The sequence below is a fragment of the Streptomyces sp. NPDC100445 genome (genome assembly GCF_044759735.1).
GTDB lineage: Bacteria > Actinomycetota > Actinomycetes > Streptomycetales > Streptomycetaceae > Streptomyces.
The window spans coordinates 336,843-360,461 of sequence record NZ_JBIVZV010000007.1 but is presented as its reverse complement, the minus strand read 5'-3'; the positions used below and the strand labels follow the sequence as shown (position 1 = coordinate 360,461).

General features: G+C 72.0%; 21 protein-coding genes and 1 pseudogene. 9 read left to right on the top strand and 13 right to left on the bottom strand.

The genetic code is table 11. The features are described from left to right. Positions 1-61: 61 nt before the first annotated feature. A complete protein-coding gene (locus ACIQVT_RS19560) occupies positions 62-2,446 on the bottom strand; it encodes a phosphoketolase (protein WP_403754818.1) in 2,385 nt (794 codons plus the stop codon). A gap of 621 nt (positions 2,447-3,067) precedes the next feature. Between ACIQVT_RS19560 and ACIQVT_RS19555 the strand changes: the two genes are divergently transcribed. Continuing rightward, positions 3,068-3,535, top strand: coding sequence for a hypothetical protein (locus ACIQVT_RS19555; protein ID WP_403754815.1), 468 nt, complete (start codon positions 3,068-3,070; stop codon positions 3,533-3,535). Positions 3,536-3,729: 194 nt separating this feature from the next. On the opposite strand, the pseudogene ACIQVT_RS19550 reads toward ACIQVT_RS19555, so the two are convergent. The 6 genes and pseudogenes from ACIQVT_RS19550 to ACIQVT_RS19525 form a co-directional block, all read right to left on the bottom strand. After that, positions 3,730-5,507, bottom strand: a pseudogene (locus tag ACIQVT_RS19550) (cation:proton antiporter). Between the two features lie 100 nt (positions 5,508-5,607). Beyond that, positions 5,608-6,528 carry an aldose 1-epimerase family protein gene (locus tag ACIQVT_RS19545; RefSeq protein WP_403754812.1) on the bottom strand — a complete coding sequence of 307 codons (921 nt, stop codon included), beginning with the start codon at positions 6,526-6,528 and terminating at the stop codon, positions 5,608-5,610. Positions 6,529-6,782: 254 nt separating this feature from the next. Then, complete coding sequence (locus tag ACIQVT_RS19540) at positions 6,783-7,823, bottom strand: cytochrome d ubiquinol oxidase subunit II (RefSeq protein WP_403754809.1); 1,041 nt, start codon at positions 7,821-7,823, stop codon at positions 6,783-6,785. Then, positions 7,823-9,307 (bottom strand): cytochrome ubiquinol oxidase subunit I, encoded by a 1,485-nt coding sequence (locus tag ACIQVT_RS19535; RefSeq protein ID WP_403754806.1) that lies wholly within the window; start codon positions 9,305-9,307, stop codon positions 7,823-7,825. Before ACIQVT_RS19535 ends, ACIQVT_RS19540 begins: the two co-directional genes overlap by 1 nt. 689 nt (positions 9,308-9,996) lie before the next feature. Beyond that, positions 9,997-10,389, bottom strand: a complete 393-nt coding sequence (locus ACIQVT_RS19530) for an STAS domain-containing protein (RefSeq protein ID WP_403754803.1) — start codon at positions 10,387-10,389, stop codon at positions 9,997-9,999. Positions 10,390-10,436: 47 nt separating this feature from the next. Next, positions 10,437-11,615, bottom strand: a complete 1,179-nt coding sequence (locus ACIQVT_RS19525) for a PP2C family protein-serine/threonine phosphatase (protein WP_403754929.1) — start codon at positions 11,613-11,615, stop codon at positions 10,437-10,439. 448 nt (positions 11,616-12,063) lie between these two features. Here ACIQVT_RS19525 and ACIQVT_RS19520 point away from each other — a divergent pair, with 448 nt between their 5' ends. The 3 genes from ACIQVT_RS19520 to ACIQVT_RS19510 all read left to right on the top strand — a co-directional run bounded on the left by ACIQVT_RS19520 (position 12,064) and on the right by ACIQVT_RS19510 (position 14,761). Further along, positions 12,064-12,246 (top strand): hypothetical protein, encoded by a 183-nt coding sequence (locus ACIQVT_RS19520; RefSeq protein WP_403754800.1) that lies wholly within the window; start codon positions 12,064-12,066, stop codon positions 12,244-12,246. A gap of 27 nt (positions 12,247-12,273) precedes the next feature. Next, positions 12,274-13,296, top strand: a complete 1,023-nt coding sequence (locus ACIQVT_RS19515; RefSeq protein ID WP_403754797.1) for a hypothetical protein — start codon at positions 12,274-12,276, stop codon at positions 13,294-13,296. A gap of 358 nt (positions 13,297-13,654) precedes the next feature. Continuing rightward, positions 13,655-14,761: a hypothetical protein gene (locus ACIQVT_RS19510; protein WP_403754795.1), complete on the top strand. Its 1,107-nt coding sequence runs from the start codon at positions 13,655-13,657 to the stop codon at positions 14,759-14,761. Between the two features lie 46 nt (positions 14,762-14,807). Here ACIQVT_RS19510 and ACIQVT_RS19505 read toward each other — a convergent pair whose 3' ends face one another. Beyond that, positions 14,808-15,041, bottom strand: coding sequence for a hypothetical protein (locus ACIQVT_RS19505; protein WP_403754792.1), 234 nt, complete (start codon positions 15,039-15,041; stop codon positions 14,808-14,810). Between the two features lie 89 nt (positions 15,042-15,130). Here ACIQVT_RS19505 and ACIQVT_RS19500 point away from each other — a divergent pair, with 89 nt between their 5' ends. Beyond that, a complete protein-coding gene (locus ACIQVT_RS19500) occupies positions 15,131-16,189 on the top strand; it encodes a helix-turn-helix transcriptional regulator (RefSeq protein ID WP_403754789.1) in 1,059 nt (352 codons plus the stop codon). Here the strand turns inward: ACIQVT_RS19500 and ACIQVT_RS19495 are convergent. Continuing rightward, on the bottom strand, positions 16,180-17,160 hold the full coding sequence (locus tag ACIQVT_RS19495) for an SDR family oxidoreductase (protein ID WP_403754786.1): 981 nt from the start codon (positions 17,158-17,160) through the stop codon (positions 16,180-16,182). The two genes, ACIQVT_RS19500 and ACIQVT_RS19495, sit on opposite strands and share 10 nt — an antisense overlap. Positions 17,161-17,278: 118 nt before the next feature. On the opposite strand from ACIQVT_RS19495, the gene ACIQVT_RS19490 reads away from it, so the two are divergent. Continuing rightward, positions 17,279-17,779 (top strand): GNAT family N-acetyltransferase, encoded by a 501-nt coding sequence (locus ACIQVT_RS19490; protein ID WP_403754784.1) that lies wholly within the window; start codon positions 17,279-17,281, stop codon positions 17,777-17,779. Positions 17,780-17,803: 24 nt separating this feature from the next. On the opposite strand, the gene ACIQVT_RS19485 is transcribed toward ACIQVT_RS19490, so the two are convergent. Next, positions 17,804-18,505 (bottom strand): cysteine hydrolase family protein, encoded by a 702-nt coding sequence (locus ACIQVT_RS19485; protein ID WP_403754781.1) that lies wholly within the window; start codon positions 18,503-18,505, stop codon positions 17,804-17,806. Between the two features lie 55 nt (positions 18,506-18,560). On the opposite strand from ACIQVT_RS19485, the gene ACIQVT_RS19480 reads away from it, so the two are divergent. Further along, complete coding sequence (locus ACIQVT_RS19480) at positions 18,561-19,073, top strand: PadR family transcriptional regulator (RefSeq protein ID WP_403754778.1); 513 nt, start codon at positions 18,561-18,563, stop codon at positions 19,071-19,073. A 156-nt stretch (positions 19,074-19,229) separates the two neighbouring features. Here the strand turns inward: ACIQVT_RS19480 and ACIQVT_RS19475 are convergent, their stop codons facing one another. Together ACIQVT_RS19475 and ACIQVT_RS19470 are read right to left on the bottom strand one after the other, a co-directional pair. After that, positions 19,230-19,889, bottom strand: a complete 660-nt coding sequence (locus ACIQVT_RS19475; RefSeq protein ID WP_403754775.1) for a M15 family metallopeptidase — start codon at positions 19,887-19,889, stop codon at positions 19,230-19,232. Positions 19,890-19,924: 35 nt separating this feature from the next. Continuing rightward, positions 19,925-20,764, bottom strand: a complete 840-nt coding sequence (locus tag ACIQVT_RS19470; protein ID WP_403754926.1) for an ATP-grasp domain-containing protein — start codon at positions 20,762-20,764, stop codon at positions 19,925-19,927. Positions 20,765-21,091: 327 nt separating this feature from the next. Here ACIQVT_RS19470 and ACIQVT_RS19465 point away from each other — a divergent pair, with 327 nt between their 5' ends. Next, positions 21,092-22,003 carry a hypothetical protein gene (locus ACIQVT_RS19465; protein ID WP_403754772.1) on the top strand — a complete coding sequence of 304 codons (912 nt, stop codon included), beginning with the start codon at positions 21,092-21,094 and terminating at the stop codon, positions 22,001-22,003. Between the two features lie 47 nt (positions 22,004-22,050). On the opposite strand, the gene ACIQVT_RS19460 is transcribed toward ACIQVT_RS19465, so the two are convergent. Continuing rightward, positions 22,051-22,614 carry a hypothetical protein gene (locus ACIQVT_RS19460; RefSeq protein WP_403754769.1) on the bottom strand — a complete coding sequence of 188 codons (564 nt, stop codon included), beginning with the start codon at positions 22,612-22,614 and terminating at the stop codon, positions 22,051-22,053. Between the two features lie 245 nt (positions 22,615-22,859). Here ACIQVT_RS19460 and ACIQVT_RS19455 point away from each other — a divergent pair, with 245 nt between their 5' ends. After that, entirely contained in the window at positions 22,860-23,555 is a 696-nt protein-coding gene (locus ACIQVT_RS19455) for a type 1 glutamine amidotransferase domain-containing protein (protein WP_403754766.1), read from the top strand. The last annotated feature ends 64 nt before the right edge of the window (positions 23,556-23,619 follow it).

Here is a 23,619-nt window from a genome sequence, read left to right as displayed (position 1 = left end):
CTTCCCTCGTGTACCGCGGTGTCCCCACATCGCCCGGCGGGCCACCGGGCCGGGAAACCGTTCAGTCCTGCCACGTCCAGTCGACGACCTCGGGCAGGTCCGTGCCGTGCTCCCGGATCCAGAGGTGATGGCGCTCGCGGGTGTCCACCATCCGCTGCCGGACGCCCGCCGCACGCACCGCGAGCCCCGGAACACGGTCGATGACGTCGATGACGAGGCGGTAGCGGTCCAGGTCGTTGCGGACCACCATGTCGAACGGGGTGGTCGTGGTACCGATCTCCTTGTAGCCGCGCACGTGCAGCTGGCGGTGACCGGTGCGGCGGTAGGCCAGCCGGTGGATGAGCCAGGGGTAGCCGTGGTAGGCGAAGATCACCGGTTTGTCCGCGGTGAACAGCCCGTCGTACTCGAAGTCGCTCATGCCGTGCGGGTGTTCCTCGCTCGGCAGCAGCCGGGCGATGTCGACGACGTTCACCACCCGCACCACCAGCTCGGGGAGGTGGCGGCGCAGCAACCGGGCGGCGGCCAGCACCTCCTGGGTGGGCACGTCGCCCGCGCAGGCCAGGACCACGTCCGGTTCGCGCGTCCCGTCCTCCGTGCCGGCCCACTGCCAGACGCCGGCGCCGCGGGCGCAGTGGACCTTCGCCTCCTCCATCGACAGCCAGTCGAAGCAGGGCTGTTTGCCGGCCACGACGACGTTGACGTAGTCGCGGCTGCGCAGGACGTGGTCCGCGACGGACAGCAGGGTGTTGGCGTCCGGCGGGAAGTAGACCCGCACTGCCTCGGGGCTCTTGTTGAGGATGTGGTCGACGAAGCCGGGATCCTGGTGGGAGAAGCCGTTGTGGTCCTGGCGCCAGACGTGCGAGGTGAGCAGGTAGTTGAGGGAGGCGATGGGGGCCCGCCAGGACAGACGACGAGTGGTGCGCAGCCACTTGATGTGCTGGTTCACCATCGAGTCGACGATGTGCGCGAACGCCTCGTAGCAGGAGAACAGTCCGTGCCGGCCGGTGAGGAGGTAGCCCTCCAGCCAGCCCTGACAGGTGTGTTCGGAGAGGATCTCCATCACGCGGCCGTGCCGGTCGAGGTGTTCGTCCACGTCGAGGAGGTCGGCCTGCCATGCCTTGCCGCTGGCCGCGTAGACGGCCTGGAGCCGGTTGGAGGCGGTCTCGTCGGGGCCGACGAGGCGGAAGTCCCGGCGGTCGGTGGTGGCCCGCATGACGTCTTCGAGCAGATCCCCCAGGACCCGCGTGGGTTCGTGCAGGGTGGCGCCGGGCTTGTCGACCGCGACGGCGTACTTCTCCAGGGGCGGCAGGGGCAGTTCCCGCAGCAGGAGACCGCCGTTGGCGTGCGGGGTGGCGCCCAGCCGGCGGTCGCCCTTGGGAACGCAGGCCAGCACGTCCGCGCGGGGTGCGCCGTGCTCGTCGAACAGCTCGCCGGGCCGGTAGGAACGCAGCCACTGCTCCAGTTGCCCCAGGTGCTCGGGGTTGTCCCGTACGGCGGACAGGGGCACCTGGTGGGCGCGCCAGGTGCCCTCCACGGGCAGTCCGTCGACTTCCGCCGGGCCGGTCCAGCCCTTGGGCGTGCGCAGCACGATCATCGGCCAGCGGGCCCGCTCGGTCGCGCCGTCCTCGCGGGCCGCGCGCTGGATCGCCGCGATGCGGTCCAGGGCGGTGTCCATGGCTCCGGCCATCGCGCGGTGGACGGCCATGGGCTCGTCGCCGGTGACGTGGATCGGGTCGTGGCCGTAACCGCGCAGCAGCTCGTCGAGCTCCGTCTCGGGAAGCCGGGCCAGCACGGTCGGGTTGGCGATCTTGTAGCCGTTCAGGTGCAGGACCGGCAGGACCGCGCCGTCGTGCACCGGGTCGAGGAACTTGTTCGAGTGCCAGGAGGCGGCCAGCGGCCCGGTCTCGGCCTCACCGTCGCCGATGACGCAGGCGACGAGCAGGCCGGGATTGTCCAGGGCGGCACCGTAGGCGTGGGAGAGCGCGTACCCGAGTTCACCGCCCTCGTGGATCGACCCCGGCGTTTCCGGAGCGACGTGGCTCGGCACCCCGCCCGGGAAGGAGAACTGCCTGAAGAGCCGCGCCATGCCCTCGGCGTCCCGGGTGACGTCCGGGTACGTCTCGGTGTACGACCCCTCCAGCCAGGAGTTGGCCAGCACGGCCGGCCCGCCGTGCCCGGGGCCCCAGACGCACAGCGCTTCCACGCCCCGGGCCTTGATGACACGGTTGAGGTGGGTGTGGACCAGGTTCAGGCCCGGAGAGGTGCCCCAGTGACCCAGGAGGCGCGGCTTGACGTGCTCGGGGCGCAACGGTTCGGTCAGCAGGGGGTTGGCCATCAGGTAGATCTGCCCGACGGCCAGGTAGTTCGCGGCGCGCCAGTGGGCGTCCAGCCTCCTCAGCTCGTCCTCCTCCGGCCGAGCGGGCGCCTGCTGCGTGTCGACGGACATCCGGGTTCCTTTCCGTGCCGGGACAGCGTTCACGGTGTCGTGCGCGCCGGCTGCTGCACGACCCACCCTCCCCCGGCGCGCCGGGGGCCCGACAGGGCCGTTCGGGCCACCCGGCACAGCGGATCGGCCCACCGGGCGCGGTCGGGTGACTCGACGACCGGGGCGGCCGCGGCCGTCGCCGGCCGTGCCCGCCCGGAGCACGTGGCCTGCCGCGGGGAGCGACCGCGTCCGTGCTCCGATGGTGACCCGGACCCGTCGGCACCGCTCCCGGAACGACCGTGGGGCGCTCCGCGTGGTGTGGTGCGACCGTGGGGCGCTCCGCCTGGTGTCGTGCGACCGTGGGGCGCTCCGCCTGGTGTCGTGCGGTCCGGCGTGCGCTGCGACCGGGGCCGGCCGGTGTCGCAGCGGCCGCTCTCCGGGCCGAGCCGCGGCTGGGCGCCGTGGACCCCGTTCGGCGACCGGCGGCGGCCTCCGAGTACGGCCTCACACCGGCGTACGCCCACGCACATCGGCCGCATGTGGGCGCCCCCGGTCTTCCGGACGGGTTCCGCGTCCATAGCCGGTCGCGGTCGTCCACGGACATCCCGGTTCGGGACCGGGCGCCTGGGAACTCGGCCCGACATGATCCAGAGCATTGTGCGCGGCGGCGTGGCAGGTGCCGCCGGAACGACCGTACTGAACGCCGTCACCTACGCCGACATGGCCCTGCGGGGCAGGCCCTCCAGCCAGGTGCCGGCTCAGGTCATGGACACACTCGCCCAGGAAGCCGGGCATCCGGTCCCGGGGGAGGGAGAGACACGCGACAACCGGCTGTCGGGTCTGGGCGCGCTGTCGGGCATCGCCGTCGGATGCTGCACCGGAGTCGCCGTGTCGCTGCTGCGCCAGGCCGGCGTCCGGCTGCCCTGGTGGCTCGGTGGGCCGGCCACGGGCGCCCTGGCCATGGCGGCGACCGACATACCGATTGCGCGACTCGGCGTGAGCGATCCGACGACCTGGTCGGCGAAGGACTGGGGAGCGGACGTGGTGCCGCACCTGGTGTACGGGATGACGACCTACGGGATCGTGACGGCCCGCGACTGCGCGGCGTGACACCGACGGTGCCGGGGTCCGGAGCGTGGGCGCGCTCTGTCCGGGGTCCCCGCGGGTGAACCCGGCGGATGGATCAGCGCGCCCGGCTGGGCGGTCATGCGAAGGGGCGCCGGTCGCGTCCGCGGAGCGTGCGTACCCGCGCGGGCCGCGCCATGGTGCCGTGGCCGTGGCCCTCCTTCCCTCCCCCCACGCCGCTATTGCGGCGGACCCCCGGGCCGCCGTGCGCCCGGGACCAGCAGGACGGCCGTGTCCCCCGGCCGGGCCCGTGGCGTGCCGCCTTCCGTCACCGGGTCGAGGCGGCCGTCCCCGCGCACGAGGAACAGCAGGTGGCTGTCCGCCGGCGGGACGTCGGCGCCGGGCCGTCCCAGAACGGCTGCCCCGGCCTCGTAGGCGCGGGAGAACGCCGGCCGGGTCAGCTCCGCGCCGAACAGCACCTCGCCGCCGATGAACGGTGCCACCACGCCGTGGCTGTCGGCCGGTGCGCCGAGGCGGTGACCGGGCCCTCCACGCTGCCCCGCAGGAGCATCGCCGCGAGTGCGTTGAAGTCGTCCTCGGCGGTGAGGAGATACACCGCCGTGATGCCTTCCAGCTCGGCGGCCCCACCCGTGGCGGCGCCGAGCAGCTCACCGGGGGCGAGCTCGATCCCGGCCCGCCCGATGTCCTCGCGTTGCGCCTCCTCCCCCGCCCACATCAGGACCTCCAGCCCCGCCGCCCTGAGGGCCACGCCCAGGTCGACCACCCAGGGGTCGCCGCCGACCAGCAGGGGCCGCGAGCGGGACGGGCGCACGACGCCCAGGCGCCGGGCGAGGGGCGCGGCGGTCAGCCCGTAGAGCGTCACCGTCGCGACGATGACCACGAACGTGGCGGGGAGGATCTTCGGCGCGCCGCCGATCCCCGCGGCCACCAGGTCGGCGGAGAACGTCGAGGCCGTGGCGGCCGCGACGATGCCGCGCGGCGCCATCCAGCCGATGAAACCCCGCTCGCCGCGTGACAGTTCGGTGCCCAGGGTGGACACGACCGCGACCAGCGGCCGGACGACCAGCACCAGGAAGGCCGCGAGTCCCAGCGCGGGGAGCCACACATGGCGCAGCGAGTGCGGGGTGACGGTGGCCGAGATCGAGATGAACAGCAGGCCGAGGATCAGGCTGACCAGGGTCTCGAAGAACGGCCGGCGCGCGGGTGCGTCCATACCGGGGAGGTTGGCGACGGCCAGACCCATCACCACGGCGGCGAGGAGGCCCGTGTCGTCGCGCAGGACGTCGCAGCACGCCGCCACCCCGATCACCGCGGCGAGCTGGGCCGTGGTGCCGAGGACCTCGCCGAGCCGCAGCACCCGGAACAGCACCCACAGCAGAGCCGCCCCGACCACTCCCCCGGCCGCTCCGACACCCACGCTGACGAGGAAGCGCGCCGTCCCACCGCCGAGGTGGTGGCCCGAGCTCGCGACGACCGCGTGGAAGACCAGCGCCCCCAGGACGCCCCCGACCGGGTCGATGAGGGAGCCCTCCCAGACCAGGATGTGCTGGAGCCGGCCCTTCGGTCGTACGAAGCCGAGCAGCGGCCCGACGACCGTCGGACCCGAGACCACGAGAATCGCGCCGATCATGACGGCCGCCGGAGCCGACATGCCCAGCAGCGGCGCGGCGAGGAGCGCGCCCACCAGCCCGGTGAGCGGCACCCCGACGCCGATCAGCCGGACGACGACGCGGCGGATGTGACCCTTCAGCCTCGCCAGGTCCAGCCCCAGGCCGGCGTCGTAAAGGATCACGGCGACGGTCAGCGACACCAGCGGCGAGAACGCCGTGCCCAGCAGTCGCGCCGGGTCGACGTCGCCGACCAGCGCGCCGGCGGCGAAGCCGACCGGCAGCAGGACGATGAGGGCGGGGACCCGGAGGCGGGCGGCCAGCAGTTGCGATCCGACGGCCAGTACCAGGATCAGCCCCACGCCGATGAGCACCTGGTCCGTGGTCACCCGCGGCCCCTGGAGGCGGGGCGGTGGGCGAACGGGTGCTCCGGCCGGCCGGGCCGGACGTCCGCGGACCGCCGCGGGTCTGCCGCGCCCCGTGGAGGCGTCACTCCTCCCACGGTGTGATGCCCCAGCGGACCGTGTGCCGCTCGCCGGGGCCGAGGCTGATCAGGCCGGTGCCGCTGCGGAAGGCGTCCGGCGGGCAGGTCATCGGCTCGACGGCGACCGCGCGACGGCGCTCCCCGGGCGGGAGGGTGTCACCGGTGTAGAGCTGCACGAAGTCGACGCCCTCCCCGAGCCACAGGTCCGTCCCGGACGCACCGGACGGCTGGGCCAGACGGACCACGGCCCGGCCGTCGGCGTCCCGGTCGAGGTCGGTGTAGGGGGTGTCCAGCCGGAGCGCGCCGACGGCTCGTGGCGTGCGCAGGTCGTACTCGGTGCCGTCGACCGGCTCGGCGGCGACCGGCAGACCCCGCTCGTCGGTGCGCAGCCGGGTCCGGGCGGGGACGGTAAGTACCGTCTCGTCGATCAGGGCGGTGCCCGCGGTGAGGTAGGGGTGCTGGCCGAAGCCGTAGGGCGCGGCGCTCGCGTCGAGGTTGCGGGAGGTGACGGTGACGTCGAGCCCGCTCTCACCGAGGGCGTACTCGGCTCGGACGTGGAGGTGGAACGGGTAGCCGGGCTGCGGCCACAGCGAGACCTCCAGGACGGCGCGACTGTCGCTCGCCTCCACGACCTGCCACGCCACCCAGCGGAGCAGCCCGTGCATGGCGTTGCCGCCGGCCGGCTCGGTGAGCGGCAGCTGGAGGTCCTGTCCGCCCCAGGGGTAGCGGCCGTCGCGGATCCGGTTGGGCCACGGGACCAGGATCTGGCCGCGCCCTCCGGTGATCGTGTCCTGTTCGGCGAACCCGTCGATCACGGTGCGCCCACCGAACGTGTACGACCGCAGTGCCGCGCCCAGCTCGACGACGACGGCGGTGTGCGGTCCGTGACGCAGGGTCAGCCGGCGTCCGGTGCGGCTCCCGTGCACGCGTGGTCCCCTCGGTCGGCCCGGCCCGGCGCCTCGGACGCCGGCGTGGTGGTGGCCCGTCTCTCCGGCCCTCCCGTCGGGAGCATGCGACCCCTGGTGGGCCCGGTCAAGCACGACACGTCACTGTAGGAGCGATCATCGGGCAGGTTCGCCCGCCGAGGGCGCCAGGGAGCCTTCCGCGCGTGCGGGACCGCGGCACATGGGCGCGCCCGGCTGCCCCGGCCGCGGACGGCGTCGGCTGCGGTCCGGGTGCGTCAAACACTGCCGCCGCTGAGGCCGTCGGACCGGGTGTCGGCGTCCGTGAGGGGCTCCAGCTCACCCCGTGTGTCGAGCCGGAAGAGGATCACCAGCGCGGGGCCGACCAGCACCACCGCGATCAGCGTCACGATGCCCAGCCAGCGCAAGGTGTGTGCCGCGCCCGCCGCCTGGGAGACCGTCATCGAGGTCGGCAGCAGATAGGGGCGCTGGGCGAAACCCCACGCCACGACGGCCGGCGCGACCGTCGCCGCCGCGGTGTACCGCACCCAGCGGTGGGCCCGCCGCAGCACCAGCAGCACCGTGGCCCCACCGCACAGCGCGGCGAGCACCACCAGCAGCAGGCCCAGTCCCCTGGTGAGGCCGTGCCAGACGTACGGGGCGTCATGGCGGGTGAGCGGCAGCGCGACCAGGGCCAGGACGACGACGGCGCAGAACGCCAGCACCGCCCGCGGCCGGAAGTAGTCCACGAGGTCGTGCGCGTCGTACCGCCGGGCATCGGCCATCAGGAAGACCGCACCGAGGAACGCGGTGGCCGCGATGGCCAAGAGCCCCGCGAGGATCGACGTGGCGCTGGTCCACACATGCGTGGCGGCGGGCGTGCCCACCGCCACGCGGCCCGAGGCGATCGCACCGAGCACCGTGCCGAGGAAGTACGGCGTGAGCAGCGAGGCGACGGCGAACACCGCTCCGTAGACGCGTCGTCGGGCCAGCCGACGGGTGGGCTTGCGCAGGGCGAAGCCCGCTCCGCGCAGGACCATGCCGACGGCCGCGAGGGCCAGCGGCAGCCACAGCGCGGTGAAGACGGCCTGGAACATCGTCGGGAACCCGGTCCACATGAGGATCAGCACGAAGATCAGCCAGACGTTGTTGACCTCCCACACCGGTGCCATCGCGTGGTCGATCAGCCAGCGCGGCCGCCTGCCGCGCTCGGCACCGCCCGCGAGCAGGTCCCAGAAGCCCGCCCCGTAGTCCGTTCCCCCGCCGGTGGCGTAGGCGGCGACGGCCACCACCATGGCCCAGGCGATCAGGTCGGCCATCACCGGGCACCTCCGGACGGACGGTCGTGGTCGCCGGCTGCCGCACCGGCGGTCGCGGGCTCCGGCTCGCCCCGGGGGCCGTACGGCGTGTCGACCTCGGGACCGGTCACGGCACGCCCGGCCGCGGCGGCCTCGTCGGCGGTCCGCCACCGGGTGCGCATCTTGAGCACCACCGCCAGGAAGGAACCGAACACGGCGACGTAGACGGCGAACACGATCCCGAGCATGGCCCAGATGCCTCCCGCCCGGGTGGTGGTGACGGCCTGGGCCACGCGCATGTTGCCGTAGACGATCCACGGCTGGCGTCCCACCTCCGTGGCGATCCAGCCGCATTCGACCGTGACCAGGCAGGCGACGCCGGCGACCGCCGCGCAGCGGTAGAACCAGCGCGTGCGCGGCAGGTCGCGGTGGCGCAGCCATGACCAGGCGTACCAGAGCGCCAGCAGGATCAGCAGGCTGCCGATGGTGGCCATGATGTCGAAGGCGAAGTGCACGATGGTCGCCTGGACCGGGGTCGGACGGTTCGCGGCCGGTACCGAGGTCAGGCCGGTGACCTTGGTGCTGGGCCTGAATCCGGCGAGGATCGAGTCCAGTTGCGGGATCCTGATGCCGCCGGCGATGGTCCCGTTGCCGTTCAGCCGTCCGAAGACGTACTCGGGCACGTGGGTCTCGGTGTTCCAGACGATCTCCATGGCGGCGAACTTGACGGGCTGCTGATGGAAGACGGCCCGTGCCGCGGAGTCCCCGAGGACGAACTGGACGGGCGTGAGGACGGCGGCCACGGTGAACGGCACGGTGAAGCCGAGCTTGTGGTACCGGTCACGGCGGCCCCTCAGCCAGCCGACCGCGTAGACACCGGCGACCACGTATCCGGCGGTGAGGAACATCGCCACGACGAAGTGCCAGTACTCCGGCCCGAACATCGGCGTGAACACGGCCTGCCGCACGTCGACGTCGACGGGGTTCCCCCGGGCGTCCAGGCGGAACCCCTGCGGGGTGTTCATCCAGGAGTTGGCCGCGATGATGCCGAAGGCGCCCATCAGCGCGGCGAACGGCAGCGGCACGGCCAACCAGAAGTGCGTACGGGGCTCGAGCCGGCGCCAGCCGTAGAGGTAGATCGCGATCAGGACGGCCTCGAGGAAGAACGCCCACGCCTCCACACCGAAGCCGAGACCGAACACATCACCCCAGCGGCCCATCATCCCCGGCCAGAGCAGGCCGAACTCCAGGGACAGCACGGTGCCGGTGATGATGCCGATGGCGAACTGCACGGCCATCACCGCCGACCAGCGCCGGGCCAGCAGCAGGGCGACGGGGTCGTCGCGGCGCAGCGCCCGCCGGTGCATGAGCAGCGTGATGAACGGCAGTGCGACGCCGAACGGGACCAGCAGGATGTGCGAGGCCAGGGTGAAGGCCATCAGCTCGCGTGCGGGCAGCAGTTGGGCCGGGGTGCTGTTCCCCAGGAGGGTTGCGGTACTGAGCATGTGCGCCTCGTTGGTCTGCCCTGCGCCGGGGCGGCGGGCTGCGGAGGGACGGGATGCGGACGGGCACGTCCGGGGGACCGGCCACCCGTCCTCAGGAGGGTGTGGGTGGGTGTCCTGGGCCCGGGCTCCGAGCCGTCCGGCGGAGGACGGGATGGGGAGGGCGGAGTGGGAGGGCCGGGGCGGCCGCCCCGTGCGGCCGGACACGTCGGCCGCGGGCGTTGCGGGCGGCGCTACCGACAGCCACGTACGGGGAGGACGCCCGCCGCTTCGCCCTGCCTCCCACCCGGCCGGCAGCGGGCCCGGCCATGCCGTCCCCGACGTACTCGAACGCCGTCCGCGTCACGGCCGGGGCCGGGATCGTGGCAGGGACGACCTCGTCCCGGGGTGGCCGTCACCGTCTCCCGCCACCACGACCTCTCCTTCCACGGTGCGGACGGAACGCCCGCGACGATCGACGCGGTGCAGGAGAAGAGCTGGACACCGGCCCGCCAGGACAGACACAGGAGCCGTCGCACACCTGCCCCCCGGACGAAAGCACCTCGCGGCGCGAAGGAGCCGGACCGACCCGCCAGCCGGCCGTACATCGGCCGGTACGTCACCCGGTCGGTCCACCACCGGCTGTCCGGGGCCGGCGCCCCGTGCCGCCGTTCCGGCCCCCGGCGGCCCGGGAACCTGGCGGGAGAGCACACCTAGTGCGCATCCGTCCCGTCGTGTGCGGCTCGCAGGTCGGGGTGGACGGTGAAGACCTGGCCGATGCCGGTGATGTCCGGCATGTGCGTCACGCGCGGACTCGGCGCGATCAGCTCCAGCCGTCCGCCGGTGCCGGTCACCGCCCGTTGGGCCTGAAGCAGGCAGGTCAGGCCGGTGGAGTCGATGAAGGTCACACCGGACAGGTCCAGCAGGACGGTCGGCGCGGGCGTCCTCGGTACCGATCGCAGGCAGTCGGTGAGCCGGGTGGTGGTGTGACGGTCGAGGTCACCCGTCACCGTGATCGCGAACCCCCCTTCGCCCCACCGTTCGGTGCGGGTGGTGAGCTGCCCGACGGTGGCCGGCGACGGGTCGTGGTCCTGGTGGTCGGGCATCGTCTCGCCTTCCTGGTTGCGCCGCTCCGGCCGTGCCGGGTGAGCGATCAGGGCGTGAGGTCTTCCTGGTCCGGGTCGCGCCATTCGACGAGCAGGACGGTGGCGTCGTCGTCGAGTCGTCCGTCGTGGTGGCCGAGCACGGCGTGGACGAGCCGGCGCAGCGTCTCGTGGACGGTGAGACGGTCGGCGTGATGGCGCACGAGGTAGTCGACGAAGCGCTCGCGGCCGAACTGCGCGCCGTCGGCGTCGCGGGCCTCGACGACGCCGTCGGTGTAGAGGATGACCCGGTCACCGGGCTGGAGCTGTTCCTGGCGGACGGTCACGGGCAGTCCGAGGTCGACGCCCATCGGCCCGGCCGGCGGGCACCGCAGCTCGCGCGACCAACGTCCCGCTCTCAGCAGCAGCGGGAGGGGGTGGCCGCGGTTGATCCAGGTCAGCCGGCCGGTGTTCATGTCGAGGTCGGCGAGGATGCCGGTGACGTAGCGGCTGGTGCCGAACTGCTCGATGAGGGTGTTCTCCACCGCCCGGGAGACCTCGACGAGGTCGGCGCCCTGACGGCGGGCGTTGCGGCAGGCGGCGACCGCGAGGTTGGCGGTCAGGCCCGCCCGCGCGTCGTGACCCATGGCGTCGAACACCGACAGGTGCAGCACGTCGTCGGCCACCGCGTAGTCGAAGGCGTCCCCACCGACGTCGTAGGCGGGCTCCGACAGCGCGGCGACGGTGGTGGTGCGGCCGGCGAACGCCGACGGCGGAGTGAGGTGCCACTGCATCTCGGCGGCCACGCTCATCGGCGCGGTCCGCATCAGGCGGGCGTAGGAGTCGCTGAAGTCGCGCTTGCTCAGCAGCAGCAACGCCACCATCGACGCAAGGCCGCGTAGCGCGCCGCGGGTGGCGTCGTCCTCCTGTTCGGTGTCCGCGCGCAGCATGCCCAGGCGTTCCACGCCGTCGGTGACGGGCACCCACCACCGGCAGCGCTCCCGCGTACAGGACGCGTCCGGCTCCACGACCGGCTCCACCCGCTGGAAGGCCAGGCCCGCCACCGTCGTGTCCACGGCGAGCCGCGTGCCGCCCGCCCCGGCGTCCAGCCCCTTGCCCGTGATCTCGTGCAGCACCTCGCCCTGCATGTCGACGAGGAACACCGCCACGTCGTGGAGGCCCACCGGCTCGGTGTGGTCGGCCACCATCCGCGGCAGATCCTCCAGCGTCGCGACATGGCTGTCCATCATCAGCTCGGTCAGCGCGCGGCTCACCTTCGCGGGATCGATCACCGGACGTGCTTCCCCTCGTCCTCCGCACCCCGGCCATCCGCGGGGACGGCAGCGGACCTACCGTCTACCCGCTCCGTGGTGAGTGCATCACGGGACCGGCGCCGAGGACTGCCCACCTCGGCCGGGCCCGGGGGCGTGGGAAATCTCTGTGTCGATATGGCCACACGCTGTCCAGTGTCGACAATGCCCACTTGTCTTAATTAGCACAGCTTCATATAAGTCCAAACAATACCTGACCAGGTGCTAGTCGGGCCGGTGAGTCACCCATTCGCCCCCGCATCCATCACCGAATAGCGGCGTTATCTGCGTTATGATCAAGGCAACCAGAGCACGGGCACTCGAAATCGCCACAGGGTGGTCCCACTCGAGTCTCAGGCGACCCGCACGACTGGGCTCCTACACCTACGTGCCCGCGTCGAAGCTGACCGGAGCCACCAAGGGAGTCCTGGTGAAGGGCGGACTCCCCGTCACGCTCGAGGTCATCGAGGAAACCCTCCAGGACTTCATGGACGCCATGAGTTCCCTGGAAACGGACATGTCGAGACGCTGGCCGAGTCCGGAAACCGGATCCCGTGTGCCGACGGAATGATCGGGCGGCGCTATGTACGGTGAATATATGGGGCATTATCCCGACCCTCCCGCCGACTTCTCGGACGGTTATCAGGACGACCTGGGCCGGTATCGGACGGTCGGCGACGACTTCCCGTCGCACCTGACACCGCCTGATGCGAACTGGGACCCCGCGGAAGAGCTGGCCTTCATGCTGCGGGACGCCGTCGGGCAGCAGCCGACGATCCCGGCGGCACGCCATGAGGACGTCCCCCCCGGTCCGGGTCCCATGGTCTTCGGCGAAGCCACGGTGGAAGTCACGACGGAAGCACCGCCGGCGAAGCCCGCGTCACAGGGACATCGCAGGGTGCGGGCACGGCAGCGCCCGAGCAGTATCCGGATCACCACGCGCTTCATCGCCGCGCTGGTGACCGCCATCGCGAGCGCGGTCAGCATCTTCGGCGGCCTGATCGCCTACGATCCGCTGCGGCTGGTGGCGGTGTCACGCATGAACAGCGACGTGGTGTCCTGGTGGCCCCTGCTGGTGTTCGGGCCCTGGCTGGTGGCGTCACTGTCCATTCTCCGGGCGGCCCTGCATCAGCGCCGGGCCCTGCACTCCTGGTCCATGCTCCTGCTCTTCTCCGCCATCGCCATGACGTTGTGCATCGCGCAGGCTCCGAGGAACCTCGTCGGCACCGCGGCCGCCGCCTTGCCGTGCTTCGCCTCCCTGGCCTGCTTCCAGCAGGTGGTCCGGCAGATCACCCTGACTCGACCACCCCGGCGGACCCTGCCCCGGCACCGGCTGCGGTTCTCCACGGCGCCCACCGCGCAGCCACCGGACGGACGACTGCCGCGGGGCGGTACACCTTCGGCCTACGGCGACCTCCCCGCGGACGACGCGGCACGCCGGGATCCCCGTGTCCACAGTCCCGGGCCCGTGACGCATCACCCGGTGGCGCATCACCCGGCGTCCATGACCGGCCTGACCCCGCCGATCGAGCCGGGGCCGTTCGCCTCCGGCGGCCAGCCGGTGTACGACCAGCGCCTCGTCGACCCGCGTTTCCTCGGACGGACCGGTGACCTCCTGTGAGCCGGCCCGGCGCACCGGATCGCCGCTTGTGGTACCGGCGCACCTGAGCGTTCCGGACCCCTCCGTCCGACCCGGCACCCGCCGCGTCACCCGGCCCGGCCGGGGTTCAAGGGCCTGGACCGGGGTCGTAGGGTACGACCGGCCCCGGGGCGGTGTGTCCCGGGCCGCCCCGGCGGCACGGACGACCGAGGGCCGAGGGCCGAGGGCCAGCTGGCGCTCGCGCCGCGGGGTCTCGGAGGCGGGCCTGCGGCTGTGGCCGGCGTCGGCCGCCGCGGGAACGGTCGTGGTCGACGGGAGAAATCATGTGGGCTGATCCCCGACCAGCTGCGAAGATGCGTCTTTCCCAGCTGGAGGACGCTTGTTCGTTTTCGTGTGTGCGGGATGTGGCGCCGAGTTGACCACCCCGCTGTCCGAGGTCTCACTGCCGGTCCACGCCCGCCAGAAGTACGGGAACGGGGCCCAGCTGCCGGTGCTCATGCAGTCAGGAACGTTCGCCGTGGATCCGGACCCCTGGGGAGGGCCGTGGCGGACGTGGGACGACATCGATCCCGGCGAGGCGGAATCGCGCGGGATCTACGCGCCGGTCCACGCCCTGTCCGACAGCACCCCCGGGGCGAGTGTCATCGCGCCCGGTGACATCCGTGGAACCCGGCTGATGCCTGAGAAGCGCGGCGGTGCCTGCTGCGGCCTCGACGGAGCCGACGGGCCCAACATGGCGTGCGCGACCTGCGACCTCCCGGTGGCGACCAGGATCGACGACTGTTCGCTCTGGCAGGCGGTGCGGCTCGGCTCGGACGCCGTGCACCGCGTCCCCGTCGACGGTACCCACGCCGCGACCCTCTCCTGGGAGGAGCTGACGGAGAAGGGGGAGAAAACGCCGCCGGTCGTGCCGATCGCCACGTGGGGAGGACGATTGGGGTCGAACCACTACTGGTCGTGGAGCCCACAGTGGGAAGCGGCAGCCGGCCAGGCGCTCGCCCATCTGCTGGCTGCCTCCCAAGGGCAGCCGGTAGACGTCCCGGGCGGTCTGACCGCGGACGTGTTCCAGCGCGCGCTCGACGCCCTGTTGCCGGCAGGCCCCCCGAAGCGGCGCGCCGTCCTGGCCGGGCCGGGACAGGTCGCCCCGGACGCGGGCGTCGACATCATCCTCGTACCGACCCACCCCCAGACAGGTCAGACCTGGACGCCCACCGGCCCGACTGCGTCGGCGTACCCGGTGCCCCTGCCCCTGGAGGTGTGGCTGTGGCTGGTCTCTCCTCAGTCGTACTTGCCGGTGCCCTCGTCAGGCCGCATACCCCGAGACGTCCTCCGCGACGACCCGCTCCCGCCGCGCCCCGATCACCCGTTCCGGGCCGACCGGGAAACGTTGCAGCACACCCTGGTCCGACTGCCGGCCGTGCGCAGCCCGTGGCTGCGCACGATCCTTGGGAACGTCACGAGTGGTGCCTCGGCCGACCTCTTCTGATGGGCGCGCTGAGCCGGTTCCCCACGCGTGAGTGGGGCATGCGGTATCACCAGCTGATCCAGTCACGGAACCGGGCGTGCCCAGGGGCGCCGCACCGGCCGGCCGCCGCCTCATGGGCCTGTGTCTTCGCGCCGCGGAACGTCGAGCCGTACGGCTCGGACGACAGCGAGACACATGGAGGGGTCACCGTCTGGAGGGCCCACCGGACGAACACGGCGGCGGCCACCACGACCGCCAAGGAGATCTGCCGGCGGCGGGCGGCGGGAAGGGGTCGCGTCACTCGACGGATCGTACGGAACTCGCCGGCGGGTCCGACGGCCGGGAGCGGTGTCGCTTCCGGGTGTTCGACGTGTCGGTGATCCTTGGGGGATGCGTGCCTCCCGCCTGATCCGTATGGCTCTCCTGATCCAGTCGAACCCCGGCCTGACCGCGGGCGCTCTCGCCCGTGAGCTGGAGATCTCCGAGCGGACCGTGATCCGCGACGCCCAGGCGCTGCGGGAGGCCGGCGTCCCCGTCCGGTCGGAGCGGGGCCGGGTGGGCGGGTACTTCGTCGCCGCGGGGTACCGGACCCGGCTCACCACGCTGCGTCCGAGCGAGGCGGAGACGCTCTTCCTGTCCGGTCTGCCCTCGGCGCTGCGGGATCTGGGGTTGTCGGACGCGGCGGAGACGGCCCGGCTGAAGCTGACCGCGACCCTGCTCCCGTCGGTACGCCAGGCCGCCGAGTCCTCGGTGCGCCGCTTCCACCTCGACGCCCCGGCCTGGTTCCGCGAACCCGCCACGCCGGCACTGCTGCCGGAGCTGGCCCGCGCGGTGTGGGCGGACCGGATCGTCGAGCTGTCGTACGCGCGGCCGGCCCGGGACGGCGCACCGTCCGGGGCCGTGACGCGGGTGGTGGAGCCGTACGGGCTCGTGCTGAAGGCCGGCACCTGGTACGCCGTGACCCGCGTCCCCGGTGAGCGGGAGGATCAGGGCGGCGGCTGGCGTACCTACCGCGTCGACCGGATCACCGCGCTCGGCCCCGCTCCCGGAGCGGAAGAGCCGTTCGTGCGTGACCCGGCCTTCGAGCTGGCCGCGCACTGGGAGGTCCGCTCGGCCGCCTTCGCCCGCGCCCTGCTGCGCACCACCGTCACCATCCGGCTGACCGACCGTGGGCTACGGCGGCTGCCCGCTGTCGTGGACGGTGCGGCCGTCGCGGAAGCGCTCGCCTTGGCGAGTGCCCCGGACCCCGCCGGCCTGGTCACCCTCGACCTGCCGGTGGAATCCCACGATGTCGCCTTCGACCAGCTGGCTGGGCTCGGAGCGGACGCCGAGGTGCTGACCCCGGCGTGCCTGCGCGCCCGCTTCCGTCGGCGCGCCACAGCCCTGGCCGCCCTCTACCAGGCCGACCTTCAGGAGGCGGAGGCGGTGGAAGCCGAGGATCAGCGGTAGTCCTCGGGGGAGCCTTCCTTGTCGCCCCAGACGACGTCCTCGAAGTATGCCCAGGCGTCCGGTCGGCTGCCGTCCACGTCCGTCACCCCGTACGCCCTGGCGAGTTCCCCGCTGGAGGTGGACCTGCCGTTCCACCGTTTCGCGCGGTCCGGGTCGGCGGCCAGCGCAGCGACCGTACGGGCCAGGTAGCGCGGGGACTCCGCGATGGCGAACGCCGGTTCCTGGGCGATCGCGTCACGCCAGTTCTCCTCACTCACACCGAAGTGGGAGAGCATCTCCTCCGAACGCAGGAAGCCCGGCGAGACCGCGACCGCCGCGCCCCCGTACTCCGCCAGTTCCTGACCCAGCCCGAACGCGAGGCGGATCGGGGCGTTCTTCGCCAGGTCGTAGTACATGTTCTCCCGGTAGCGGCGGTTGGAGTGTGCGGTGCCGTCGGTGACCTCCACGTGCAGCGGCGCGTCGGAGCGGATCAGCAGCGGAAGCAGCAGCGCCGCCGTGATCACGTGCGAGCGCGCGCCGAGCTCCAGGATCCGCAGGCCGTCGGCGAGCGGTGTCTCCCAGCTCTTCTTCCCGAACACCGAGGTGGCCAGCAGGTGTTCGCCGCCCCACAGGTCGTTGACCAGGATGTCGAGCCGCCCGTGTTCGCGGTCGATCCGCTCGACGAGGGCGCGTACCTGGGCTTCGTCGAGATGGTCGGTGGGGACGGCGATCCCGGCGCCGCCCGCCGCGGTGACGAGTTCGGCGGTCTCCTCGATGGTCTCGGTGGGCCGGCCGACCTCGCTGGCCCGCGTCCGGGTGGTGCGGCCGGTGACGTACACGGTCGCACCGGCCCGGCCCAACTCCACAGCCTGGGCCCGTCCCGCCCCGCGGGTGGCACCCGCCACGAGCGCGACCCGCCCCGCGAGCGGACCCATCGGGCCGGCCTGGGCGGTGTCCTGAGTGTTCCGAGTGGTGATGTCCTCGCTCATCATGCCGACCATCGTTCATGCCAAAACTGACAGAACACGTCACCCTTTACCGCGTCGTGTCGCGCATCACTCCACCCACGGCGCGAACACCGCGTCATCCAGACCATGCGATGCTCGCGTCATGACTGATCGACGCGAGGTCGCCATCGTGCGCCGGCCAGGTCAGGCTCCTTCCGTCCGGGATGGGCTGGCGGGTCTGCTGGCGGCCTACCATCTGCGCACTCAGGCCGAGAAGGGGGAGGCCGTCGCCGGTGTGGACGGGTTGCCGGACCGCTACCGGGAAGAGATCGCGGATCCACAGGCCGTGTTCGTCGACGCTGTCGTGCTGCTGGCGTTGAGCGGGGACACCGCGGTGGGCTGCCTGGTGGTCAGCGCCCCTGTCGACGGTCGGTGCGAGATCAAGAGGCTCTGGACGGACCCGGCGCACCGGGGGCGGGGCATCGCGTCCAGCCTGGTCGGCGCCGCGCTCGTGCATGCCGCGGAAAGCGGTGTCCGCGGGGTGCGGCTGTCGGTGTGGAAGTGGCGGACAGGCGCGATCGCCCTGTACGAGGGGCTCGGATTCACCGTCACCGAGTCGTGGGACGAGCGGGAGCAACTGGTCTGCATGGAACGAGCCGTGTGAGTGATCACGACCGCTCGTAGCTTGTCACGGCGCCTCTTGAGACGACTGAAGCCTGTAGCCGTCCTCGGATGCCGTGGTGGCTGCGTTCACAGCGTTCGTGATCTCCTCGGCGGTCAGCACGAGTGCGAATCCTTTGCGCAGGACGGCGAGTTCTGGTTCTTGGCGGGACTCGTCGTCCGTGGCCGTGGTGTCGGATCCGAAGACGACCTTGTAGCCGCGTTCGTACGCTTGGCGGGCCGTGGTGCCGCAGCAGTAGTTGGTGAGTGTGCCTGTGACGATGACCGTGTCGCGGTTGAGGTTGCGCAGCATCGTGTCGAGCGGAGTGTCATAGAACGCGCCGTAGGAGGACTTGCGGATCAGGGCTTCGTCCGAACGGCGGCCCATCGGAGCCCAGACCTCAGTGGGGCCCGGACGACGCCAGTCGGTGTCGGCGTGCGGGAGGAAACGCAGGGCGCGCGGCCGGTCCAGTTCGAGGTGGGTGTTGTCGAAGATCGTCCAGATCACCGGGATCGAGGCAGTCCGACAGTCCTCGATCAACTGCCTCAGCCGGGGCACCATCCGGGTGGCCGCGGGCACCCAGTAGGGGCTCCACCCGGGGCGGACGAATTCGTCCTGCATGTCGATGACCAGCAGCGCCGTGCGCTCGGGCCGTACGTCGAACGATGCCCGGCCGCGCTCGTAGGCATCGCGCGCTCGGGCGATCACCCATTCCTCGGTGTACGCCATCCTGGCCCCTTACATCGATTCGAGGTACCTCGTTTCGATGTGCGAGAGTAGCAGCATGCTGGAACTCGCGATCCTGGGATTCCTGGCCGAAGGTGCACTGCACGGCTACCAACTGCGGCATCGCATAGCGCATTTGTCCGGCCATGCCCGCCCGGTCAGCGACGGCAGCCTCTACCCGGCGATCAACCGCCTGGTCAAAGCCGGGCTGCTCGACCGCGAAGCCGAGCCGGGCGTCTCGGCGGCCCAGCGGCACACCCTCAACCTGACCGCTGCCGGCCGCACCGAGCTGCTGCGCCGCCTGCGGGAAGCCGACGGCCTGGATGTCAGCGACAGCACCCGGTACTTCACGGTCCTGGCCTTCCTCTCCCAGCTTCCCGACCTCGCCGACCAGCACGCTGTACTGCGCCGACGGCTGGACTTCCTGGAACAGCCCGCGAGCTTCTTCCACGACGGCGATCGGCCGCTGGGCGCCGAGGACACCGACGACCCCTACCGCCGCGGCATGCTCACCATCGCCCGCGCCACCAGCCGCGCGGAACGCGCGTGGCTGCGTGAACTGTTGGTGTGACGCCGACAGGGCGAGTCCCGCCGGGCCCCGCCTGGACGCTCTGTCTGCTTCTCCGCTCAGGGCAGGCCGCGACAGGAATCGCCAAGGCGACTCGACCAGGGACGACAGGAGGCGGGACGTGATCCACCTGTTCCTACCGCGGCTCGGCCGAGAACGTCATTCGGGCATGCCTTGGCGGGTCGGTCCGTAGCAGGCGCTCGTCGCTCCGGTCGCCAGGGTCCAGTAGCGGTCGCCGAACGACCAATGCCACCACTCCGTGGGGTAGTTCACCAGGCCCGCCGCTGTCAGCACGCGCCCCAGGATCTCCCGGTTCGTGCGGGCCTGCGCGCTGATCCCGGTGGCGTCGGTGTAGCAGGCGCCGGCGCTCTCCTCCGGTGTCGCGTTCATCGGCGTACCGAGATCCAGCTCACGGCCGTCCGCATCCACGAGTGTCAGGTCCACCGCGGCTCCCGCGCTGTGCGGTGCTATCTCCGGTGGGGACACGAACCGGCTCGCCGCAGACCGGATCTGTGCGCCGGTCCAGCCGGGCCGCTCAGCTCGCAGTCCGGCCGCGTAGTCCTCGAAGTAGCGCCGCTGCAACCCCGGAGGACGATAGCCCTCGACCACCAGGAGCCCCAGGCCGGCCGGCAAGTGCGCCTGCGCTCGGAGCAGACGTTCCAGCACGCCTTCCCGCAGGTAGAAGTAGGCGTCCGAGTCGCCCTGCTTCCGCGAGTCCACGAGGAGCGGCCCCCGCCGGACATCGACCAGCGGCTCACCGCACTCGTGTACGGGGACGGCTGCCACCCGTGGATCCGACATCAAGATGATCTCGTTCATGCGGCGATGATCCCCGAGCGCGGTCGGTTGTGGTCTCACGCCGTTCGTGAGCCGGACATGTGAGCGTCCTCGGTGTTCCGGCGGAACCGGCGGTCCCGCTCGGCCGTTTGTGTCCGGGGACCGGATGAGCGCAGGACGACGTCCAGGGCCCGGTCGGGATCCGCGGCATAGCAGTTGCTGAACCACGCCATGTTCGCCTCGACCACCGCCCACTGGTCAGCGGCACCGTGTTCGGGTGTGGCCAGGAGGCCGACGTCCACCACCACCGCGCTGGGCAGGTCACCGCCGCAGGTGGCCAGGAGATCGTCCGCGAAGGCCCGCACAGCGCGTTCACGGCGGTGTCCCTCCAGCCGCTCGGTGTCGAGACGGCCGAAGGTGGCGTACTGCGAACCCGTGCGGACCTCGCCGTCCAGGACGTACAGGCGGAACTCCGCTGCCCAGGTCACCACGTCGCTGATCTGCACCGGCACGTCCGGTGACGGCTCCGGCCCGGTCGGGAGGCGGCTACCGTCGGCGTAGACGTCGGCCGGGAAACTCTTGTCGCTCGGCGGCTTGACGAACGCCGGCCGGGACAGGCGGCGTGCCTCGCCCAGCGTCGCCATGACGATGCGTCGTCCCGTGTATTCGTGGGGCAGTGTGGCCAGCCAGTCGTCGGAAGGCTCCAGGAGCGCGACCTCGAGGGCATCCACGACGCGGGACGCGAAAGCGGGGCCGCCGTAGTAGTGGCCGCCTCGTCCGCCCGTGGCGATGCCCGCACCACCGTGGGCGGGGAGTACTTCCACCTCCATGCCCCGCCGGCGTGCCGATGCCGAGAGCAGCTCGGATGTCGTGGTGTATTGCGGCGCCAGCGCCAGGAAACCGTGCTCCGTCACGATCCCCGAAGATGTCACCGGTCCAGTCGGACCGTCCACAGCTTTCTCAGCGATCCGGCCGACCTGGTACGGGGGCCGGCAAGGCTGGTGAGCACTCTTCGCGATACCGCTGTCGCCCGTGGGAGCGTGCCGAGCCCGAACGTCCCCCCGGGGGTACCACTTCTCCCGTTACGCCCCTGTGACGCCGAGCGGACGGTTCCAAGATCGGGGCCCCGCAGGCTGTTGTCACGGACGGAGCGGCAGGCGCTCGGGTGGCCTCGGCGGCCCCGGGGGACGGCGCGGCGGCTCTGGCGCCGGCACACGACCCGACCATGTTCCTGGGGGATCACCATGACCACACGCACCCGCACCGCGGCCGCCGCCATAGCGGTGGTCGCGGCCGTCACCGGCAGCGCACTGCTGGGTGCCTCCGGCGCCGCCTCGGCGGCCTCCGCCGCCGCCTCGCACGGCACCCTGACCGTGAGCAACGGCACCAAGTACGTGCGGATCAACGGGCACCGGGTCGACTTCGGGGTGACCGTCCGCGACCTCGCCTGGTCCCCGGACGGCCGCAAGGCCGCCTTCGTGGACGGCTCCGGCAACCTGGACATCGCCGGCCCCGACGGCAGCGGACGGATCGTCGTCGCCAAGAACCCCGGCGGCCAGACCTGGTCCCATCCGACCTGGCAGGTGACCGAGAAGGACACCCGGTACGGCATCCCCGCCAAGGACAACCTCATCTTCGCCGCCCGTGCCAAGGGCGTCTCCCGGCTGAAGTACGTCTCCGCCAAGGCCGTCCACGGCACCCCGAAGACGCTGTCCCTGAACGGCGCCCCGGACCCGGACGGCGCGGTCCCGCAGACCGGCAACGTCTGGCCGAACGCGGCCGGGCACTACGGCACCTCGGTCTACGCCAACGCCGACACCGGCGCCGTCTACATCCGGGACGACTATCTGCGCCAGCAGGGCGGCAAGCTCACCAAGGGCTCCCAGCCGGCACTGGCGCCGAACGACGAGGAGGTCGTCTTCGTGCGCTCCGTCGCGGGCCACGACCACCTCTTCGTCGAGGACCTCACGCACGGCGACCGCGTCAAGGACCTCACCCCGCACGCCACCACGGACTACACCGAGCCGGCCTGGTCCCCCGACGGCAAGACGCTCGCCGCCCGTACCCCCGCCGGCACGGTCACCCTGCCGGCCGACGGAAAGGGCCGGCCGGCCAAGGCCACGTCGACGGTCGGTCTGGCCGCCTACCGTCCCTGAGTGTCCTCACATCCACGGCACCGAGCCGGGCCGTCCGGGGCGCGGAGTCACTCCGCCGCCCGGGCGAGCTCGGCCCGCAGTGCGTCCAGGTGCGCGTCGGCCGTGTCGTGCGGCAGGAACTCGACGACGTCGAGGAACCGGAACAGCACCTGGCGGCTCGTGACGGCGTACTCGTACTCGCCGAACCCCACCACCGCGCCCATCGCGCCCCGGACGGCGCCCCGCACCACGTGCGCGGTCATGTCGTCCGGTTCGGTCGCCGACATCCCGCGCCGGGCGTTGGGCCGGGCAAGATACGGGCACACCATCGAGGCGTACAGCATGCACGCGCGGTGCCCCGGGCCCTCCAGGGTCGGCGCGAGGTTGTGGTACGGCCGTCCGGCGTCGAGCGCCTCACCGATCGCCGCGCTCTCCGCGGCCCCCACCACGCGCCACACCGGCCCCTGCGGCATGCTGCGGTCGCACACCGAGCACAGCCGTTTCCGGGCGCACGCCGCGCTGCGCTCGTAATCGGTCAGCGCGAACTGCGGCTCGTCCCCCTCCCACGGAGTGATCGCCGGTACCGGATACCCCCGTACGTCCCGCGGCCGCGCCTCTACCGTCGGCGGCATGGGAACACTCTCGAATCGCACCCCCCATGCCTATCAGACCGGCGGGATCACGGGGAACCGCGTCTCTCCGCGCGGGGGCGCCAGGACGTGGGGTCGAGCGGAGCGCGACGGGAGTCGCGGGGACCGGGCGTCCCGTCGGCCCCCCGGGCGTGCAGGCTGCACGAATGCGTCCGGTCAAACGGTGTGCCTAGGATGAAAATAGTTGAATTCCTCATGAGCGGGTGACCGCGAGGAGGCTGAGCGTGATGGCGAGAATCCTCTTCATAGTGAGCGGGGCGACGTACTGGGTGCTCAAGGACGGCACCAGGCACGCGACCGGCTACTGGGCCGAAGAGTTCGCCATGCCCTACCAGAAACTCACGGAAGCCGGCCACGAGGTGGTGGTCGGGACACCCGGCGGCGTGGTCCCCACCGTCGACATGATGAGCCTGCGCCCGTCGATGGCGGGCGGCGAGGAGGGGGCGCTCGAACTGGAGGCCGTCATCCGGTCCGCGGAGACGATGCGACGGCCGCTGAAGCTGTCGGACGTCCGCCTGGAGGACTACGACGCGGTGTACCTGCCCGGCGGCCACGGTCCGATGGCCGACCTGGCGGTCGACGCCGACGCCGGGCGGCTGCTGACCGCACAGCTCGCCTCGGGGAAGCCGCTCGCGATCGTGTGCCACGCCCCCTCCGCGATCCTGGCCACCAGGATCCAGGGTGAGTCGCCCTTCGCGGGCTACCGGGTCACCTGCTTCACCGACGAGGAGGAAGCGGGCGTCGGGCTGGCCTCCGTGGCACCCTGGCTGCTGGAGACCGAGCTGAGGGAGAAGGTAGGCGTGGACTTCAGCCGCGGCCCGATCTGGGAGCCGTACATGGTGGAGGACCGCAACCTCATCACCGGCCAGAATCCGCACTCGGCCACCGTCCTGGCCGATCGGCTGCTCGAACTCCTCAAGTGAGCCCACGGCCCCGAACTGACGCCACCTCATGACCAGCGGCGGCCCCGTCCGAGCCGGCGTCCAC